The sequence below is a fragment of the Brevibacillus sp. RS1.1 genome, assembly GCF_013284365.1.
Classification (GTDB): Bacteria; Bacillota; Bacilli; order Brevibacillales; family Brevibacillaceae; genus Brevibacillus; species Brevibacillus brevis_D.
The window spans coordinates 556403-574878 of sequence record NZ_JABSVA010000001.1; the positions used below are offsets into that span (position 1 = coordinate 556403).

An 18476-nucleotide genomic window follows, 5' to 3' on the forward strand; every position below is an offset into this window, starting at 1 on the left:
GCTTGACTTCATTTATAAAGAAATATCTATAATCCGTCCACGCAACGGATCTCTCATGAGGTCAGCATTCGTAGATACACCTTCGCTCGATTCGGACAATTGGCTCCCAGTGGATTCTTTTTTGTCCTGATGTTCTTGCTGCCCCTGTTTTTTTTCTCGTTCGCGTATCTGGTTTTTTTGTGATTGCTCAAGATCGCTCGGACGCTGGCGCATATGTTCATCCAGGTCTCTTCGCTGATCAATCATTGATTGTTGTTCATGCATGGTTCGTTGTTGCTGATGCTCCTGAATTCGGCTGACTTCTAACGTGCGTGGTATTGCCACCTGCAATTCAACCGCTTTCAAACTCATATGGCCACAACTCCCTTTTTCAAACTAAGTACGCTTGCTTCTTGGATCAGATAAGAGTTGCTGTACTAATTTCACCATCCATCACAAAAAAACGCGTTCTGGCATACTCGTGCTTGATAAAGTGCATCAACTTTCCAATCGTCATTTTAATTCCTGGATACATGACATGATATGCCTCAATGGCTGCGGGGCCTTCCCCTTTCAACTCAAGCTCAATATCATTTCTGCGTGCTTCCAGTTCCTTGCTTTCTTTTTCTAGAACCAAACGAGTATTGGTTAGCTTTACTTGCATGAGACGTTTGTCTGCTGGAAGTTCTTTGCTGGCTTGGAGGATCTGGTTAATAACCCCTAATCCCTGGTCAGTTTTGCGTAAATTTTCATACACATTTTGTAATTCCTTTTGAATATTTGCCAGCTCTTGTCTTAATTCTGGTTTTACTCCCACTTCGAGTATCGTCGGAGTGGCGCTGCTGTTCCCGAATACTCGCGCCACAATCTTTTCGCCAGCTTGCAGCACGCCGCCAATAACGAAGCCTTTTGAACCTTTGCAAATGATTTGCTTTCCGGCCCGTACGGTTGAGAACATAATGCTTTGTGAAACAATCACTTGATTGCCTGCCGTTACATTGGCGTTTTGGATAAAGGATGTTCGGATATCTTTCCCTGCGACAATACTGCCTTTGTCCTGAGCAACAATCCCGCTTTTGATTTCAATGGAGCCTTCCGCGTACAACTCGGCCCCTTCTACACTGCCAAGTACGCGGATATCTCCAGATGACTTTACGCGAAAGCCATTCAATACGTTCCCGCGAATGACCACCGTTCCCACAAAATCAATATTGCCAACACCAAAATCAACATCGCCGTTTACTTCAAATACGGGAAAGACATTCATTTTTGCCTGTTCCGTAAAGGAGACTTGTCCGTCAATAGCGGCGTACAGCATCGTTCGCTCTTGGTTGAGAACAACATTTTTCCCAGGCTTTATGTTAATTTCCTTGCCTGCTTTGGGAGCGATGGGCTCTCCGGTAACTGCTGTGCCAGGTTGTCCCTGGGTTGCTGATATTTTACGTGCCAATAGTTGTCCTTTTGCCACATTGGGAATCGTCGTCACATTATAAAAATCAACCCGGCCATCCTCTAGCTCTTTTGGACCTTCGCCTTCATTAATAGTCGCCAAATAAGAGTACTCGATAGTCCCATCGGTGCCAGCCACAGGGGCAATCCCTTGAGCAACTTTTACTCTCGCGTTTGCATACTTTGCTGGTAAGGTACACAAGTTCTGAATTACTTCATCCAGAATTCCATACTTAACATTGCTTGCTTGTAATGCTTTATATACATCTGTTTCCAAGACGACAATTTCGTCGACATCATGTTCGTCCACACGTAGAAGTACCTCAGCCTCCAATTTGTCAGCTGAAATTTTCGCTTCTATTTTATATTTCCCGATCCCTTCCATCATTCTACCCCTCTCAAGCTTGGGTAATTTCTTTTTACATCAATTGCGATTTCCATCTAGACAATGCCGAACGAAGTCGGAAAAGAGCTTTTGAATGCAACTGGGATATTCTTGAAGGTGACAAGCTCATGATTTCTGCAATTTCCGATAGGGTCATTTCTTCAAAATAAAACAAGGAGACAACCAAACGTTCCTTTTCAGGCAATTTGTCAATGACCGTTACAAGAACCTCTTTTAAGCTGGATACTTCCGCCACGTTATCAGGGCGAGGTGTGAGTTCGTCGATGATATACGAATGTCTTGCTGTTTTTTGTTCGTCTTCATCCCCTACTGCCTCATCAATAGAAACCATGCTAGCAAGAGAGGTTTCCAAGAAAACCTGTTGAAGCTCTTTTTTGCTTATTCCCAGATAATCAGATATTTCTTGATCGGTTGGCATTCGCAGCATTTGCTGTTCCAAGGTGGTGTATGCTTCTTCGATTTTTTTGGCCTTGTCTCGAACAGTACGAGGGATCCAGTCGTTCTCGCGTAGTCCATCGATCATCGCACCACGAATCCGCCACATGGCATACGTCTCAAACTGGAGACCCCGTGTATGATCGAATTTAGCCAAAGCGTCCAATAGGCCAAAACGACCATAACTAATCAAGTCATCCTTGTCCACATTTGCTGGCAGGTTAATTGCCAACCGATTTGCCACCTTATCTACTAGTGGCAAAAAACGTGTGATCAAGTCAACCTCCGCCTCGCGACTCCCCTCTTGTTTCCACATGACCCATTTATCGAACTCTTTTGCTTTCTCTTGACTGGTTAGCCGTGCCACGAATAGTCACCAACCTTTACTCATCTGATAAGCGCCTAACGACCTCTGCAACGGTGGCTGGATCCTCAGTTGGATGAATCCTATCCATCTTGTTGATTGAGAGTGGTGCAAATTCTTGATCTTCCTGTTCGAATTGTTGTCCAATTTCCAGTACGACTCCACCTTCAGCTAGAGGAGAGCTTGTCCCCTCTAGCGCGTCCGTAACCATTGGTGGAGTAGATGACTGTATAAATGTTGAAATCAGCCAACGAATTGGAAATGCAGCGAGGAAGAATAGGACAAATGCGATACCTGCTCTCTCCAGTGATACGAGCCAGACATTACTCGCCACAGCCGTGCCCAGCGTTACAAGAAATGCGAGCATCCCTAATCCAAAATTAATCCAAATGGTCCCTAACATTTGTTATACTTCCTTCACACCTTGATTTACGGTCCTGATTTGAAGAACCCCGTTAGTGGCATCTAACTCTATTGTCCGACCGCAGTTTCCCCCTGTATCTTCTGCCACGATCTTTATATGAGCATCCTTCAATGCAAGTTTACACGCCTCTACATTTCGAGGTCCAATCCGCATGGTGTCATTATTCCCTAAAAATGCGAACATTTGTGCACCGCCAGCCAATTTCGCAACTGTGTGTCTGGTCTCCGCACCAGCCTTCACCATCAACTGAATCAGATGGGGGATTGCTGTGTCCGCATACTTGCCTATCGTTAACTCCCCGCTTTTAGCCAAAGACGATTCAGGGAGCATAACATGTGCCATACCTGCAATTTTATGGATATGATCGTAGAGCACTACCCCTACGCAAGAACCTAAACCCGTAGTACGCAGCTTACTCGGCGGCTTTGCCACACCAAGATCAGCCATCCCTATCTTAATAATCTCCATCGAACGGAACCCCTAATGAACGAAATAGTATTGGGAGCGATTCAGGATCAGGAATTAAGAAAAAGTTTCCTTTTACTTGATCGTTGCCTTCGAAAAAAGCGGTGTCAATCGTGAGGGCAAAGTCACCCGCTTGACCCAACGCTATTAATCCATAACTTAGAATAGCTCCAGCCATATCTACAGCGAGTGCAGGTACAGACGGCTGTAAATTTAGTCTAGTAAAATCAGCTAACGATGATAGATAAGAACCTGTTAAAATGTTGCCAATCTCATGCAGCGCTGAGATCTCCAGCTCTTCCCACTCATACACATCTTTATCAATTCCTGTAATTTGTTCGAGCAGGTGCTTGGCAGAATCCAAATCAAGGATAAAAAACATGTTCCCTGGACAATCCCCTTCTACTCGGAGGAAGACGGTCACTACTACAGTTTCCGCTCCTCCTACACAATCTGCCACTTCGTCGAAGGCGATAATCTTGACTTGCGGAACTTTCATATCAATTTCTTTTTGTATGAGCTTGGAGAGAGCAGTGGCAGCGTGACCAGCACCGATGTTCCCGATTTCCCGTAAAACGTCAAATTGGAAATCCCCAAACTTCGTAAAATCGCCCATTTTACTTACCCCTCAATTGCGTCCAACTGCTTGATTTCCTCAGTACTCAAAACTTTATCAAGGTTTAAGAGGATTAACAGTCGTTTATCCAGCTTAGCGACGCCTCTCAAATAAGCAGCCTCCACACCACCAACAACCTCTGGAGGCGGTTCAATCGCATCAACTGGTATATCGATAACATCGTTTGCAGCATCTACAATGAGACCCACTTCCAATTCACCTACGGCCACGATAATGATTCGAGTGGTTTCGGAATAGACGCTTTCTTCGAGACTAAAACGATTGCGCAGGTCAATAATCGGTGTCACAACGCCGCGCAGATTAATAACCCCTTTGACGAAACTAGGCGTTCGAGGAACTCTTGTAATGTGCTCCAGCTTTTCAATAGATTTGACCTGATGAACCTCTACGCCATACTCTTCGTCCTTCAATCGAAAGACAATCACTTTGACTTCGCTAATGACTTCTTTATGATCGAGCATGTGGCTGCCCCTCCTTCTACTTAATCAGCGAGTTACAATCTATGATGAGCGCGACCTGACCGTCTCCCAGAATCGTTGCACCTGAAATGGCAAATACATTCACAAGATATTTGCCCAAAGATTTTAGAACAATCTCTTGTTGGCCGATGAACGAATCGACGACAAGGCCTGCCATTTTCTCACCTTTACGTACGATGACGACTGCCACTTCATCTTCCATCGTTTCTCCATTTTCAGGCACTTGGAAAATGTCCTGCAGCGAAACGAGCGGAACTACACGTCCCCGGAAGTCGATCACTTTTTGGCGGTGAGCCATCATGATTTGATCTTTTTTAAATACAGCCGTCTCAATGATGGAGCTGAGTGGGACAGCGTACTTCTCATCTTTCACTTGTACCAACATCGCGGAAATGATAGAGAGCGTAAGTGGCAATTGAATGAGGAAAGTCGTGCCCTGACCGCGCACAGAATCTACGCCGACACTACCGCCCAACGATTCAATTTTGGACTTCACGACATCCAGTCCAACACCACGACCGGAAATATCAGAGACAACTTCCGCTGTACTAAAGCCTGCTGCAAAAAGCAATTCGTGGATTTGCTTGTCGCTCATGCTATCTGCAATAGCAGGATTGACAATGCCTCTCTCAAGCGCTTTTTTTAGGACTTTATCTTTATTGATTCCAGCACCGTCATCTTTTACTTCAATAAATACGTGGTTCCCACTGTGGAAAGCGCGAAGCTCGATTTTTCCTTCTTCTGGCTTACCCGCCTTTTTCCGATCTGCTGGAGACTCAATTCCGTGGTCAAGCGAGTTACGCAGCAAGTGATTGAGTGGGTCCCCGATTTCGTCGATGACGGTACGGTCCAATTCTGTCTCCGCACCGATGATCTCCAGATTCACTTTTTTATTCAGATCTTTTTGCAGATCACGAATCATACGTGGGAAACGATTGAATACTTGCTCCACCGGTACCATGCGCATGGTCAGAATGATGTTTTGCAAATCGCCACTAATCCGGCTCATGTGCTCCACTGTTTCCTGTAGTTCGTTCTTTCCGATCTCCCGCGCCAACTGCTCCAGACGACCGCGGTCAATAACTAATTCGCTAAACAGATTCATTAAGATATCCAAGCGTTCGATATCCACACGAATGGTTTTACCACCAGCCGTCGCCTTCTTCACGGGTGCTTGAGGAGCATCTGCTGCTCCTTTTTCAGCTGGTGCTGGTGTCTGTTGTACTACAGGAGCAGGTGGAGCTTCACTCTTCATTTGAATCGTTTCGATTGTCACATCTTGGATTTCCGAAATGTTAAGAATCGTAGTGCGAACTTTTTCAATCGATTGCTCCGTCACATAGGCGATTTCAAACGATTGTTCAAATCTCTCATTCTCGATATCTTCAACAGCTGGCTTCGTTTTGATCACTTCACCCATGGATTCCAATTGATCAAAAACCATGTAAGAGCGAGCGGCTTTAAGCAAGCAGTTTTCATTCAATGTCACTTTGATCCACAAAACATTGTTACCGAGCTCCTGAGACTGCTTCAAGACCATCATGGCATAGTCATCCAGCTCATGATCTTCAGCTGGTGTACTTTCCTCTTGCGGTGCTTCCACAGCCATCGTAGTAGCTGCTACTTCCTGCTCGGCTGAAAAGTCTCCCGCTACAATCGCTCGCAGCTTCTTTACAATAGCGGTTACATCCGCGGAACCGTCTCCGCCTTCTGTGATATCGATGACCATGCCTTCAATCAAATCTACACTCTGGAAAATAGCGTCCATAATGTCGCTGGTAATCGTTAACTTCTGATTGCGAATCAGGTCCAATACATTTTCCGCTTCGTGAGTCAAACTCGCCATGTCTTCATAGCCCATAGTTGCCGACATACCTTTCAATGTATGTGCGGAACGAAAAATCTCTTTGACGTGACCAATATTGCCCGGATCACTTTCCAAGAGTAACAAGTTAGCGTTGATCGCCTGTAGGTGTTCCTTTGACTCCTCAATAAACATGTCCAAATACTGATTCATATCCATAGGTGATCCACCTCCCAAAAATCAGTGCAAGAGCTTGCACAACAGCTCTGGAATCTTTTCCAATGGGGCCACGTTGTCTGCCAAGCCTGCTTGAATGGCTGCTCGTGGCATTCCATATACGACACAGCTCGACTCATCTTCGATAATACTTGTGACATGGCCAAGCTCCTTCATGAGCTTTAGTCCTTTAGTCCCATCATTTCCCATGCCCGTCATGATGATTGCCCATTTGTCTACATTTGTCAATTGACTGACTGATTCAAACAGGATATCGACAGATGGTCTGTGTCCGCCTCGTGGCTCCTCTTGATGCAAATAGGCCTGTAGTCTCCCATTCACTTGACGAACTTCGAAATGGAAGCCTCCTGGAGCGATGTACGCTGTCCCATTTTCCAAATACTCGCCATCGACAACTTCGGTTACTCGAATTTGGCATAACGAGTCTAGTCGATTTGCTAACGATTTTGTGAAACCTGCCGGCATATGCTGAACGATGGCAATTGGTGCCGGAAAATTCGCCGGAATTGCAGTTAGTACACTTTGCAATGCTTTAGGACCACCTGTTGAAGTACCTAAAACCACCAGTCTTGCCTTTCCACCCACTTGTGACCGCATCACAGTAGGCGGGCTCGGTATTTTCGTACGTATTACTGGAGTTACCGGTGTAACAGGTGCTGCTTTTGATTCAGAGGATACCGGTTTGGCTACCCGAGTCATCTGCTGTTTCAAACGTACTTTCGATGCCGCCGCCGCCTTCACGCGCTCTATGAGACGATCGCCCACTTTGTGGATGTCGAGAGAAATTGGTCCAGAGGGCTTCGTTACAAAGTCAAACGCACCTAGTTCCAACGCATGAATCGTAGCTTCGGCCCCTTCTTTCGTCAGACTGCTCAACATGACGATCGGAACTGGGCACTCATTCATCAACTTTTCCAGAGCGTCCAAACCGTTCATGACCGGCATTTCAATGTCAAGTGTGAGGACATCCGGCGCCAGTTCTTTACATTTTTCAATGCATTCGAGTCCATTCTTGGCTCGATCAATCACTTCAATCTCAGGATCCGTAGATAAAATGTCCGAAATCACTTTACGCATGAATGCAGAATCGTCCGTGACGAGAACGCGGATTTTGCTCATTCGAATGTCGCTCCTTTCCTACTTTTGTGTCTCATCGTATGAAGTGCCTCAACCTCGCAAGAAAACCTTTGAGACCACTGATAGAATCGTCTGTAGTAACCGGACGATCCAAGTACCGCTCTACCAGATTTCGTATGCTTCTCGCAGCTTGCGATTGTGGATATGTAAGTAGAAAAGGACGCTGCAGTTTAACAGCTTTAGAAACATAAGGATCATCCGAAACATATCCAAGCGAATGAATATCCATATTCAAAAAACGTTTGGAAACCATCGCAATCTTGTCTGCCGTCATTTTCCCTTCTCTCTCCGACGACGCCCTGTTTATCACCAATCGAATGGAAACAGCGGGGTTACGTGAGTGAAGCATCTTGATGACTGCATATGCATCCGTTATCGCTGGTGGTTCGGGAGTGGTAACAAGGATGACCTCGTCTGAGGAGAGCATGAATCTCATGGATTCTTTTGAAAAACCTGCTCCCGTATCAAAAATGATAGTGTCAGCATAGCCCTGCAATGGGTCCAGATGTGAGAATAAGCGATCAAGCTTCTCATCATCTAACTGCATGATCTGCGTAAATCCAGAACCACCCGCGATGAATTCTAAGCCTCCAGGCCCGTGCTCGATAATGTCCCAAACAGTCGTATCTGGCTCTAACAAATGAAACAGATGCTTTTTTGGGGTAATTCCCATTAATACATCCAGATTTGCCAGACCCAGGTCCAAGTCAAACAAAACCGCCTTATGACCCTTCTCAATCAAACCAAGTCCAAAATTCAGGCTGAAATTGGACTTGCCGACACCACCTTTTCCACTCGTCACTGTCACCAGTCTAGTCGGCCGTGTCTTCTTGTTTTGTAGCATCCTCTCACGGAGTTGCTCTGCTTGGTCACGCATCTGTTTACTCTCCCATAATCATCGTTGAAACCAGCTCGGGTGTAGCTACAACGATATCATCTGGTACATTTTGACCTGTCGTTACATAGGAGAGCTGTAGATTCATCTCCTGACAAACATTCAACATCGTGCCAAAGCTGCTCGTTTCATCCGCTTTTGTAAAAATGACTTGCTTCACTTGAACTTCCGCAAAATTTTGGACGATCGCTTTCATATCATTGAATTTGGAGCTTAAGCTAAGTACTAGATAGTTCACGCTGTCTTTTCCATGCTCCAGCAATTCACGAATGCCTTCGACGTACTCATCGTTGCGAAAATTTCGTCCAGCCGTATCTACAAAAATGAGGTCACAATCACTTAAGCGCTCCATCGCTGCCGCCATTTCTCTCGGAGAAAAGACAACCTCCAGCGGGACATTCAAGATGTTTGCATACGTCTTCAGTTGTTCTACAGCCGCCATTCGATACGTATCCGCCGTGATAAAGCCGATTTTCCGCTTTTCCTTCAACATGCTGTTCGCTGCAAGCTTGGCAATCGTCGTTGTTTTTCCTACCCCTGTCGGACCGAAAAAGAAAGCATACCGTACGTTCTTACCCAGCCTTGGCGATGATGCTGTATATGGCTCGATCATAGAAGTGATGATTGTCCGGCATACCGTAAACGCTTCTTCCTCCGTCCACTTTTCACCCGGTTGCGACTTTTCCATTATTTTGCGAATGATTTCCGCTGTCAGCTCTTCAGTCACTTCCTGCTTCAATAACTGTGCACGAATAGACTGTACCGCTGGAGGAAGTTGCTCACTTAAGTCATGCACCAACAGCTTTTGAAACATTTGACGCATATCTCGCATTTCAGTAGCAATCGCGTCATGATTGCTTGCGGGTAAAGCTCTTTCTTGGGACGTCGTGTCAGGAGCATGCTGCTCAGTTGGCTCGCCTTGCTTTGGCATAGCTCTCGTATCTGTGATCTCTTCCTGTGGAAGCGTCGCAACCGCGGTTTGTGTCATCGCGACTACGACCTGCTCCCTACCTGTTGATTCAGCTTGTTGATTCTCTGATGTTTTGGTCACAGTCGGTCTTCGATACGCTTGAGCAGCCGTGTACGTACCCGTCTGCGATTTGGGCAAAACGTTGTTGGTTCGATGTTCAGCTGCTACTGTGGAATTTTCTCGCTCGGATGCCTTTTCATCGACAGCAGCGATTACTTCGATTCGTTGTTTGCCAAACATCCCGAACAATCCACCTGTTTTGATCGGCTTAGAATTCAGAATCACTGCATCCATTCCTAAGTCCGTTCTGATTTTTTCCATTGCTTCTGGCATCGAATCGACAATGTAACGCTTTACCCTCACGAAATGTTCACCATCCCTACGCTTTGCACTTCAACATGTGGTTCGAGCTCGCTGTACGACAAAACGGGAACGTCTGGCATCATTCGATCTACTAATTGACGCAAATACATTCGAACCGCTGGTGATGATAGAATGATCGGTTGTTGACCCGAGTTGATCATTTTGCTCACTTCAGTCGACATGTTTTGGAAAATCCTCTGAGACGTTTCCGGATCCATCGCCAGATAACTTCCTTGCTCAGACTGTTCCACACGTTCGGAGATTGCTTTTTCCAATCCTGCTCCAGCTGTAAGCACGCGAAGTGGTTGTCCTGGCTCCGTAAATTGGAGTGTAATCTGTCTCGCCATCGCTTGTCTCACATATTCTGTCAGTACATCCGGATCTTTTGTATACAAGGCATGATCCGCAAGTGCCTCGAGAATGACGTGGAGATTTCGAACTGAGACTTTTTCTCGCAACAGCTTTTGCAATACTTTTTGTACGTCCCCAATGGCTAGCAGACTTGGAATCAGCTCGTCTACGAGAACTGGTGCTGTCTCCCGTACATTGTCGATCAGGGCCCTTGTCTCTTGGCGACCTAACAGTTCGTGGGCATGTCGCTTGATAACCTCTGTCAGATGTGTAGCCACAACAGATGGAGGATCGACAACTGTATAGCCAGACAGCTCAGCAATCTCCTTATTCTCTTCTGTTACCCATAATGCAGGCAATCCAAACGCAGGTTCTACGGTTTCTATCCCAACAATGGAATCATCTTCAATCCCCGGGCTCATCGCTAGATAGTGATCCAGCATGATTTCCCCTTTAGCGACCTGGTTGCCTTTTATTTTGATCATGTATTCATTCGGTCGAAGCTGGATGTTGTCACGTATACGAATAACCGGTACAACGATCCCCATCTCGAGTGCGATTTGTCTTCGAATCATAATGACTCGATCTAGCAGATCTCCACCCTGCTTCACATCAGCAAGCGGGATTAAGCCATAACCGAACTCGAACTCGATCGGGTCGACCTGTAGCAGGTTCACGACGCTTTCTGGACTGCGTACTTCTTCCATTTGTTGCTCTTCCACCATATCGGCGGATTCTTGTATCTGCATCTTTTGGTTCTTTTCCATTTTCCAAGCTGCAAACGCCATTATCCCACTTACCGGAAGCACAGGCAGAATTCCAATCGGTGTAAAGAGTCCCAGTAGTAACATACATCCTGCTACGATATAGAGAAGACGCGGAAAGCTGAACATTTGCTTGACAATGTCTTCTCCCAGACCATCACCAGAAGTGGAACGCGTGACAATAATACCTGCTGCAGTCGAGATTAAAAGCGCTGGAATCTGGCTCACCAATGCGTCACCGACAGACATGGTAGTGAAACGAGAGGCAGACTCGGCAAAACTCATATCGTGAATGAGCATCCCGATGATAAAACCACCGATAATATTTACGATAAAAATGATAATACCCGCGATGGCATCCCCTTTTACGAATTTGCTGGCACCATCCATTGCTCCATAAAAGTCAGCTTCGTTCTCAATCTTTTTTCTTCGGACACGTGCTTCAGCTTCTGTGATCATTCCTGCATTCAGATCCGCATCGATACTCATCTGTTTACCAGGCATCGCATCCAACGTAAAACGTGCTGCTACCTCAGCGACACGCTCAGAACCTTTGGTGATTACGATAAACTGAATGATGATCAAGATCAGAAACACGACGAAACCGACGACTTGATTACCACCTACTACAAAACTACCGAACGTTTCAATAACTTTACCGCCTTCACCGTGCGAGAGAATATTTCTCGTCGTCGACACGTTTAGGGCTAGTCGAAAAAGTGTTGTAATAAGCAAAACCGTCGGAAAGATCGAGAATTCCAAAGTCTCTTTTGTATACATCGACACAAGCAAGATGGTCAATGCAAGGGAGATATTCAAAATCAACAGCAAATCAAGAAGCGCTGAAGGAAGTGGGATTACCATCATGACAACAATGCTTATGACAAAAAGGATCGTACCAACTTCTTTAAATTTGAATCCCACTGGTTATCCTCCTTCCATTTATTTCACTTTCCCTTGCAGCTTGTAGACGTACGCGAGAACTTCCGCGACCGCTTTAAACATCTCTTCGGGAATTTGTTGCCCAACTTCAACTTGACTATAGAGAGCCCGGGCCAAGGGCTTGTTTTCCATGGTAACGATACGATGCTTTTTCGCTACTTCCCTTATTTTTAATGCTAGATAGTCTTGCCCTTTGGCGATTACCGTTGGTGCACTCATCGCACTTGCGTCATAGCGAACGGCAACGGCAAAGTGGGTCGGGTTCGTAATAATGACATCCGCTTTGGGAAGCTCCTGCATCATACGGCGAATGGCCATACTTCTTTGCCGTTCACGAATCTTCCCTTTGATGAGCGGATCACCTTCCGCTTGCTTATGCTCGTCCTTGAGATCCTGTTTGGACATCCGCAGATTCTTTTCATGCTCATAACGTTGATAGGCATAGTCCAGAACCGCGAGAATGAAAAGCAATAACCCGAGATAGATTCCCAGCTTTGTCACCTCTTCGGCAGTAAACGATAGGACTGCTCCGAGAGACAATAAGGAAAGTTGTACAACTTGTTCCTTTGCATTCCACAAAATGACGTACGCGACGTATATGCCTGCGCTTATTTTTAATAAAGACTTCAGCAGCTCTACGAGCGAGCGTAAGGAAAAAATTCTTTTTGCCCCTTTAATCGGATCGATCTTTTCCAACTTCATTTGAAGGGGCTCTGTACTAATATGCCAGCCTACTTGCATGTAGTTCACCGCAAACGCGACAAGAAAACTCAAGCCTAAGATAGGTCCTACAATTTTTATTGCTTCAAATACGAGTTGCATCACCATGACTTTTAAATTTTCTTCATTTAATTGCCACGTGGTGTATGTAATCAATGACTCCCGCATCAAATCTTGAAAGGTGCCTAGCATGGTAGAGCCAAGCATCATTAACAGAAAGAAAAATGCTGTCAAAGATAGGGCTGGGGAAAGATCCTGACTTTTTGCAACTTGCCCTTTTTTTCGTGCGTCTTGTTTTTTCTTGGGCGTAGCTTTTTCCGTCTTTTCCCCATTAAAAAATTGAAGATCTACTTGATAAGAAAGCCTCAATTGATTCATGGTGATCCTCCGAGCGATTTCATCATTTCTGCAAGTGCCCGGAACATATTCCCAAACAATCCGTTCAGGGTCAGCAAGAACGCAGGCATCACTACGATAAGTAGTAAAAAGCCGGCAAGCAGTTTAATGGGCAAACCCACCACAAAGATATTAAACTGCGGGACAGATTTGGCGATAATACCAAGAGAGAGATCAACCAGAAACAATGCAACGACGATCGGTGCCGCAATCATAAACGCACTCGTAAACATCGTTAGAAATGTCTTTACTGCTGTCATCATGACGTTTTCGCTTCCGAAAGCCGCCCACATGATGTCCACCGGTATAACCTGGTAACTGCTTATCACACCTCGTATCAGCATGTGATGCCCGTCGATACTGAAAAAGTACAAGACAGCGAGTATGTTTTTGAAGTTACCTGTCACTGGGATATACGCACCCGTTTTCGGGTCAATCACGTTTGCCATGGCAAGACCCATCTGCATGTCCATCAGTCCGCCGGCAACCTGAATGGCAATAAACATCATTTCACATATGTAACCAAGAATGACACCAACAAGCGCTTCTTTTATGACATACATAACAAATGTCAAATCCATTGGAATCTCGCCTTGTACGGGCAAGGATTGAAAGCTGATGACGGCAATGATAAACGCGAGCGCGATTTTAAACTGATTCGGTACTCCACGAATGGAAAAGAACGGAGCCGTTACAAAAAAAGCACTCATTCGGACAAAAACAAGCATGAATATGGGTAAATACATCAGAAAAAGATTCATATGCTACCCAACAAAACGATGAAGGTTACCGAAGATCCCCATCGTAAAATCAAGCAGTACCCGAAGCATCCATGGACCAGCAGCCAAGATCACGACAAATACGGCCACGATCTTCGGAATGAAAGCGAGTGTCTGCTCCTGAATTTGTGTCGTTGCCTGAAAGACACTGACCATCAAACCGACCAGCAAGGCGACCCCAAGTGCGGGTGCCGAAATCAGCAGGATGGTATAAACAGAGCTTTGGGCAATCTGCATAAGTAATTCTTGTGTCATGCTCTACCTCCTGAGGCATTCGGAATGTCGCTAAAAACTGGTCAAAAGTGATTTCACAATGAGATACCAGCCGTCCACCATGATGAACAATAAAATCTTAAACGGCAATGAAATCATCACCGGCGGTAACATCATCATCCCCATCCCCATCAAAATACTGGAGATGATCATATCAATTACGAGAAAAGGAATGAATATCATAAAGCCGATCTGAAAAGCCGTCTTCAATTCGCTGATGGCATAAGCAGGTACCAGCGCATTCAAAGGAATATCTTGGATCGTTTTTGGTCGTTCGGCTTTTGTGTATTCCAGAAAAAGTGCTAAATCTTTTTCCCGCGTCTGTTTTGCCATAAATTGCTTAAAGGGTATGACCGCCGCGTCAAATGCCTGCTGTTGCGTTAGCTTTCCTTGCATAAATGGCTGCACGGCTGTTTCGTTTACTTGTCCGAGCGTTGGGGCCATTATGAAAAATGTCATAAATAACGCAAGAGCAATCAATACCTGATTCGGTGGCATTTGCTGAGTTGCCAACGCATTTCTTACAAAAGACAAGACAATGATAATTCGCGCAAAACTAGTCATTAAAAGCAAAATCGCTGGAGCTACAGATAATACTGTCAAAATCAGTAACAGCTGAATGGCCGTCGATGTCTCCTGCGGTGTTCCTGTTCCGCCGCCTATCTTCAAATCAATGCTTGGAACAAGCGGTGTCCCCACTGGCGCCGCCATGGCCATATCAGGTACGGATAGAAACACTGCGACAAGCATCAGCACCTGCAAAAAATATTTCATTTTTGGTCCCCTCTGTCCTGAGCTTGCTCGTTCTTCCAATGTTCTGTTTGGTTTGGACGATTCTTCAAGTCGTTCCATTGACCTTGCAACAGATCTTGAAAGCTTTTCCCGTCCATTTCAGAAGAAAACAAGATTTCTTCTTCTGCCTGCTTTTTCTTACCGAACGGAAGCCATTCTAGCGAGAATGGGCTTTTCATCGGTTTGATCTCAGCGTCAGCCAAAATCAAATCTACCTCTTCACCCGGTTCGATTCTACGAAGCAATTGAACGTTTTCTCCTACTCCCACTATGTACAACGACTCACCGATCATAACAACCTGCAGTGTTTTGCCATTACCTAGCGCAGTTGCGCTAATCACTTTAATCGGTCCATGACTTTGAGCCCCTTGACGTCGACCAAGAAAACGGAGCAATAAAAAGATCAATACTGCAATAAAGCCAAGCGAAAAGATGACTTGAACCAGATACCCGATCATACTTCCTGTTCCGCTGCCCGGAATGGCCGCCGGCTGTTCACTGCCGGCGGGCGCATTGCTAGTTGGCACTTTTCCCTGGTTGTACGCATCTGCTACTGAACCTTCCGCAAAAGCGGTACTCGGCAGGGAGGAGACGAAAAGCAACAGGATCAGACTGAAGGCTAAAATGAGTCTTGCCCCTGCATTCCGGATCATCATCATTAGCTCATTGTCTTTTTGATCGCTTCCAAAACACGATCCGCTTGGAATGGTTTTACGATGAAGTCTTTTGCGCCCGCCTGGATCGCATCGATTACCATCGCTTGTTGTCCCATCGCAGAGCACATAATCACGCGCGCGTTAGGATCCAACTTTTTAATTTCTTTCAATGCAGAAATTCCATCCATCTCTGGCATGGTAATATCCATGGTTACGAGATCAGGTCCCAATTCTTTGTACTTTTCAACTGCTTGTGCACCGTCACTCGCTTCCCCTACGACGCTGTACCCGTTTTTCGAAAGAATTTCCTTGATCATCATACGCATGAATGCTGCATCGTCTACGATCAAAACTTTGTTAGACATGAATAGCTCCTCCTAATACTTCCCTCTTGATTGGTTTATTGTAATTTTTGAACACGATCTATCTGACTGATGATGTCTGTAACACGAACCCCAAAGTTCTCATCAATGACGACAACCTCACCCTTAGCAATTAATTTGTTGTTCACCAAGATGTCTACATGCTCACCTGCCAGCTTGTCCAACTGTATAATCGATCCAGCGGACAAGTCAAGGATTTCTCTAATAAGCTTTTTCGTACGACCTAACTCAACTGTTACTTGTAATGGAATATCGTGAAGCAAGTTCAAGTTCTGTATATCTCCTGTATACATAGGAGCACCTCCAAGTGGAGCAAATTGTGCTGGTACTACATTCGCGTGGTTAGCGGCTGGACCTCCGAAATGCTGCGGTGTTGACGGAGCCATTGGAGGCTGCTGATACATACCTGGGTACGGAGCGTAGCCTGGTGGCATCATTGGTTGTCCATACGCGTCAGGATACATCGACGGCTGTACGTAACCCGGCGGTTGCTGATACATCGGTTGTTGCTGTGGCGGCTGCGCTACAGGCGGCACGTGGCTCTGTGGTTGTTCTTGAACACTTGGTTGAACAGAAGGAGCCGACAGACTCATAGCAGGCAGAGAAGGCATCTGCACCTCGTCTATGAGGGCCGCTGCTGCTGCTTCATCCTCTGAACCTCCCACCAGTCGATCAATCATCTTTTTCGCAAAGGAAAGCGGAAGAAGCTGCATAATATTTGAATCGATAAGTTCACCTTGTTCTCCTACCTTTAAGCGGAAAGATACTTTCACCAGAGGACTGTCATCATCAGAGAAGCTGTCTCCACCCTTGCCTTGCGCCAGATCCATTACATCAATGCCTGGTGGCGTAATATTAATGAACTGGTTGAAAATTGTCGACATGGACGTAGCAGCGGAACCCATCATCTGATTCATTGCTTCCTGAACCGCGCTGATATGAAGCTCAGACATTTCTGTGCTCGCTGGTCTACCGTCTCCTCCCATCATCAGATCCGCGATAACTGCAGCATCTTCCATGCGAATGACGAGCAGGTTAATTCCTTTGAATCCATCTGTATATTCCACATGGACAGCCACGTGAGGAATCGGAAATTCACTTTCCAATTCATCAACATTGACTACGGAAACAGTAGGGGTTGTAATATCTACCTTTTGACTTAACAAAGTAGATAACGCAGTAGCTGCGCTCCCAAAGGAGATATTACCAATTTCTCCGAGTGCATCCTGTTCAAACGGGGACAGAAAATCGGCAACATCCTGGGTCACTGCCGATACAGCTTCCTCTTCGTCCTCAACCAAGTTGTTCGCACGTAACAGCGCGTCAATCTCGTCTTGAGAAAGCATATCTCTACTCATTTTGTTCCTCCCCCTCCTCTATGACTTCATCAATCTGTACGGCGACTCTTCCTTTATGTGTTCCTGGCTGACCCACGAACTTTACGTGATCGCCAACTTTAATTTTCAACTTGTTGTCGATCGATTGATCTAATTGAATGACATCGCCTTTTTGTAGCTGCAAGAAATCTCCTACTGTAATCGTAGCTGTTCCCATCTCAGCAACAATCGGTAATTTCGCAACTTTTACTCGCTCTTCTACTCGCAGGCGCTCTTCTTCATCTCGCGTTTTTTTCTGTTTGGAGAACCAGTATTGTCCAGACAGTTTTGTCATGATTGGCTCCAGTACCACGTGAGGCAAACAAAGATTGATCATTCCTGTTGTATCTCCGATTTTGGTACTAAAAGAGATTACCACGACAATCTCATTTGGTGAGACGATCTGCATGAACTGTGGATTCATCTCCAAGCCTTCCTGATATGGGTCCAGTTCAATGATTTGCTTCCATGCCTCGTGGAAAGTATCCAGCGCTTTGCCGAATACTCGTTCCATCACCGTTGTTTCAATTTCCGTAAGGGCGCCCATTTTTTCCGGAATCGCCCCCTGACCTCCCAGAAGTCGATCCAACATGGTATAGGCGATGTTTGGATTTACTTCCAAAACCATTCGTCCTTCCAGCGGAGGAGCTTCAAAGATGTTCAAGATGGTCATCTTGGGAATAGAACGTATAAATTCGTCATACGGCAATTGATCGACGGAGGCAACCGTAATTTGCACGAAGGTACGGAGCTGAGCTGAAAAATACGTAGTCAACAGCCTCGCGTAGTTTTCATGGATTCGCGTTAAACCACGGATCTGATCTTTCGAGAATCGCAGGGCGCGTTTGAAATCATATACTTTGACTTTACGCTCAGTTTCTTCCTTTTTCAGCTCGTTGGCATCCATTTCGCCCGAAGATAGGGCGGCCAACAGCGCATCAATCTCACTCTGTGAGAGAACCTCGGCCATATGTCGTCACCTCCTTGCTATGTATACCAT

The 18476-nt window shown here is 45.7% G+C and carries 20 protein-coding genes; all 20 read right to left on the reverse strand.

The features are described from left to right. Window positions 1-12: 12 nt before the first annotated feature. From HP570_RS02400 to fliM, 20 genes are read right to left on the reverse strand one after another with little or no spacing between them, the layout of a single operon-like run. On the reverse strand, window positions 13-351 hold the full coding sequence (locus HP570_RS02400; protein WP_015891730.1) for a hypothetical protein: 339 nt from the start codon (window positions 349-351) through the stop codon (window positions 13-15). Between the two features lie 46 nt (window positions 352-397). Then, the gene (locus tag HP570_RS02405) at window positions 398-1816 is read right to left on the reverse strand and encodes a flagellar assembly protein A (RefSeq protein ID WP_173624779.1); all 1419 of its coding nucleotides are present in this window, start codon (window positions 1814-1816) and stop codon (window positions 398-400) included. A gap of 31 nt (window positions 1817-1847) precedes the next feature. Continuing rightward, a complete protein-coding gene (locus HP570_RS02410; RefSeq protein ID WP_173624780.1) occupies window positions 1848-2636 on the reverse strand; it encodes a FliA/WhiG family RNA polymerase sigma factor in 789 nt (262 codons plus the stop codon). A gap of 16 nt (window positions 2637-2652) precedes the next feature. Further along, on the reverse strand, window positions 2653-3036 hold the full coding sequence (locus tag HP570_RS02415) for a hypothetical protein (protein ID WP_173624781.1): 384 nt from the start codon (window positions 3034-3036) through the stop codon (window positions 2653-2655). A gap of 3 nt (window positions 3037-3039) precedes the next feature. Then, a complete protein-coding gene (locus HP570_RS02420; protein WP_173624782.1) occupies window positions 3040-3525 on the reverse strand; it encodes a chemotaxis protein CheD in 486 nt (161 codons plus the stop codon). Beyond that, on the reverse strand, window positions 3512-4138 hold the full coding sequence (locus HP570_RS02425) for a chemotaxis protein CheC (RefSeq protein WP_173624783.1): 627 nt from the start codon (window positions 4136-4138) through the stop codon (window positions 3512-3514). Before HP570_RS02425 ends, HP570_RS02420 begins: the two co-directional genes overlap by 14 nt. Before the next feature lie 5 nt (window positions 4139-4143). Continuing rightward, on the reverse strand, window positions 4144-4620 hold the full coding sequence (locus HP570_RS02430; protein WP_173624784.1) for a chemotaxis protein CheW: 477 nt from the start codon (window positions 4618-4620) through the stop codon (window positions 4144-4146). A gap of 16 nt (window positions 4621-4636) precedes the next feature. After that, entirely contained in the window at window positions 4637-6661 is a 2025-nt protein-coding gene (locus HP570_RS02435; protein ID WP_173624785.1) for a chemotaxis protein CheA, read from the reverse strand. 21 nt (window positions 6662-6682) lie between these two features. Then, window positions 6683-7798 (reverse strand): protein-glutamate methylesterase/protein-glutamine glutaminase, encoded by a 1116-nt coding sequence (locus tag HP570_RS02440; RefSeq protein ID WP_173624786.1) that lies wholly within the window; start codon window positions 7796-7798, stop codon window positions 6683-6685. Window positions 7799-7829: 31 nt separating this feature from the next. Beyond that, on the reverse strand, window positions 7830-8693 hold the full coding sequence (locus HP570_RS02445; RefSeq protein ID WP_173624787.1) for a MinD/ParA family protein: 864 nt from the start codon (window positions 8691-8693) through the stop codon (window positions 7830-7832). Between the two features lie 4 nt (window positions 8694-8697). Beyond that, window positions 8698-10044, reverse strand: a complete 1347-nt coding sequence (flhF, locus tag HP570_RS02450) for a flagellar biosynthesis GTPase FlhF (protein ID WP_173624788.1) — start codon at window positions 10042-10044, stop codon at window positions 8698-8700. After that, a complete protein-coding gene (flhA, locus tag HP570_RS02455; protein ID WP_173624789.1) occupies window positions 10041-12083 on the reverse strand; it encodes a flagellar biosynthesis protein FlhA in 2043 nt (680 codons plus the stop codon). Before flhA ends, flhF begins: the two co-directional genes overlap by 4 nt. Before the next feature lie 18 nt (window positions 12084-12101). Beyond that, window positions 12102-13199, reverse strand: coding sequence for a flagellar biosynthesis protein FlhB (gene flhB / locus HP570_RS02460; RefSeq protein ID WP_016743330.1), 1098 nt, complete (start codon window positions 13197-13199; stop codon window positions 12102-12104). Next, window positions 13196-13978, reverse strand: coding sequence for a flagellar biosynthetic protein FliR (fliR, locus tag HP570_RS02465; RefSeq protein WP_015891743.1), 783 nt, complete (start codon window positions 13976-13978; stop codon window positions 13196-13198). The genes flhB and fliR overlap by 4 nt, the downstream gene beginning before the upstream one ends. 3 nt (window positions 13979-13981) lie before the next feature. Then, window positions 13982-14251, reverse strand: coding sequence for a flagellar biosynthesis protein FliQ (gene fliQ, locus HP570_RS02470; RefSeq protein WP_007719290.1), 270 nt, complete (start codon window positions 14249-14251; stop codon window positions 13982-13984). A gap of 30 nt (window positions 14252-14281) precedes the next feature. After that, window positions 14282-15043 carry a flagellar type III secretion system pore protein FliP gene (gene fliP / locus HP570_RS02475; RefSeq protein ID WP_173624790.1) on the reverse strand — a complete coding sequence of 254 codons (762 nt, stop codon included), beginning with the start codon at window positions 15041-15043 and terminating at the stop codon, window positions 14282-14284. After that, on the reverse strand, window positions 15040-15720 hold the full coding sequence (locus HP570_RS02480) for a flagellar biosynthetic protein FliO (protein ID WP_016743327.1): 681 nt from the start codon (window positions 15718-15720) through the stop codon (window positions 15040-15042). Before HP570_RS02480 ends, fliP begins: the two co-directional genes overlap by 4 nt. After that, window positions 15720-16082, reverse strand: a complete 363-nt coding sequence (locus HP570_RS02485; protein ID WP_007719294.1) for a response regulator — start codon at window positions 16080-16082, stop codon at window positions 15720-15722. The genes HP570_RS02480 and HP570_RS02485 overlap by 1 nt, the downstream gene beginning before the upstream one ends. Before the next feature lie 35 nt (window positions 16083-16117). Then, the gene (gene fliY / locus HP570_RS02490; RefSeq protein WP_173624791.1) at window positions 16118-17458 is read right to left on the reverse strand and encodes a flagellar motor switch phosphatase FliY; all 1341 of its coding nucleotides are present in this window, start codon (window positions 17456-17458) and stop codon (window positions 16118-16120) included. Beyond that, window positions 17451-18446, reverse strand: coding sequence for a flagellar motor switch protein FliM (gene fliM, locus HP570_RS02495; RefSeq protein WP_173624792.1), 996 nt, complete (start codon window positions 18444-18446; stop codon window positions 17451-17453). The genes fliY and fliM overlap by 8 nt, the downstream gene beginning before the upstream one ends. Window positions 18447-18476: the final 30 nt, after the last annotated feature.

Excerpts from the sequence above, each read along its gene's own strand:
- HP570_RS02400 (WP_015891730.1), bottom strand. The coding sequence starts at position 351 with ATGAGTTTGAAAGCGGTTGAATTGCAGGTGGCAATACCACGCACGTTA.
- HP570_RS02405 (WP_173624779.1), bottom strand. The coding sequence starts at position 1,816 with ATGATGGAAGGGATCGGGAAATATAAAATAGAAGCGAAAATTTCAGCT.
- HP570_RS02415 (WP_173624781.1), bottom strand. The coding sequence starts at position 3,036 with ATGTTAGGGACCATTTGGATTAATTTTGGATTAGGGATGCTCGCATTT.
- HP570_RS02420 (WP_173624782.1), bottom strand. The coding sequence starts at position 3,525 with ATGGAGATTATTAAGATAGGGATGGCTGATCTTGGTGTGGCAAAGCCG.
- HP570_RS02425 (WP_173624783.1), bottom strand. The coding sequence starts at position 4,138 with ATGGGCGATTTTACGAAGTTTGGGGATTTCCAATTTGACGTTTTACGG.
- HP570_RS02430 (WP_173624784.1), bottom strand. The coding sequence starts at position 4,620 with ATGCTCGATCATAAAGAAGTCATTAGCGAAGTCAAAGTGATTGTCTTT.
- HP570_RS02435 (WP_173624785.1), bottom strand. The coding sequence starts at position 6,661 with ATGGATATGAATCAGTATTTGGACATGTTTATTGAGGAGTCAAAGGAA.
- HP570_RS02440 (WP_173624786.1), bottom strand. The coding sequence starts at position 7,798 with ATGAGCAAAATCCGCGTTCTCGTCACGGACGATTCTGCATTCATGCGT.
- HP570_RS02445 (WP_173624787.1), bottom strand. The coding sequence starts at position 8,693 with ATGCGTGACCAAGCAGAGCAACTCCGTGAGAGGATGCTACAAAACAAG.
- flhB (WP_016743330.1), bottom strand. The coding sequence starts at position 13,199 with ATGAATCAATTGAGGCTTTCTTATCAAGTAGATCTTCAATTTTTTAAT.
- fliR (WP_015891743.1), bottom strand. The coding sequence starts at position 13,978 with ATGAATCTTTTTCTGATGTATTTACCCATATTCATGCTTGTTTTTGTC.
- fliQ (WP_007719290.1), bottom strand. The coding sequence starts at position 14,251 with ATGACACAAGAATTACTTATGCAGATTGCCCAAAGCTCTGTTTATACC.
- fliP (WP_173624790.1), bottom strand. The coding sequence starts at position 15,043 with ATGAAATATTTTTTGCAGGTGCTGATGCTTGTCGCAGTGTTTCTATCC.
- HP570_RS02480 (WP_016743327.1), bottom strand. The coding sequence starts at position 15,720 with ATGATGATGATCCGGAATGCAGGGGCAAGACTCATTTTAGCCTTCAGT.
- HP570_RS02485 (WP_007719294.1), bottom strand. The coding sequence starts at position 16,082 with ATGTCTAACAAAGTTTTGATCGTAGACGATGCAGCATTCATGCGTATG.
- fliY (WP_173624791.1), bottom strand. The coding sequence starts at position 17,458 with ATGAGTAGAGATATGCTTTCTCAAGACGAGATTGACGCGCTGTTACGT.
- fliM (WP_173624792.1), bottom strand. The coding sequence starts at position 18,446 with ATGGCCGAGGTTCTCTCACAGAGTGAGATTGATGCGCTGTTGGCCGCC.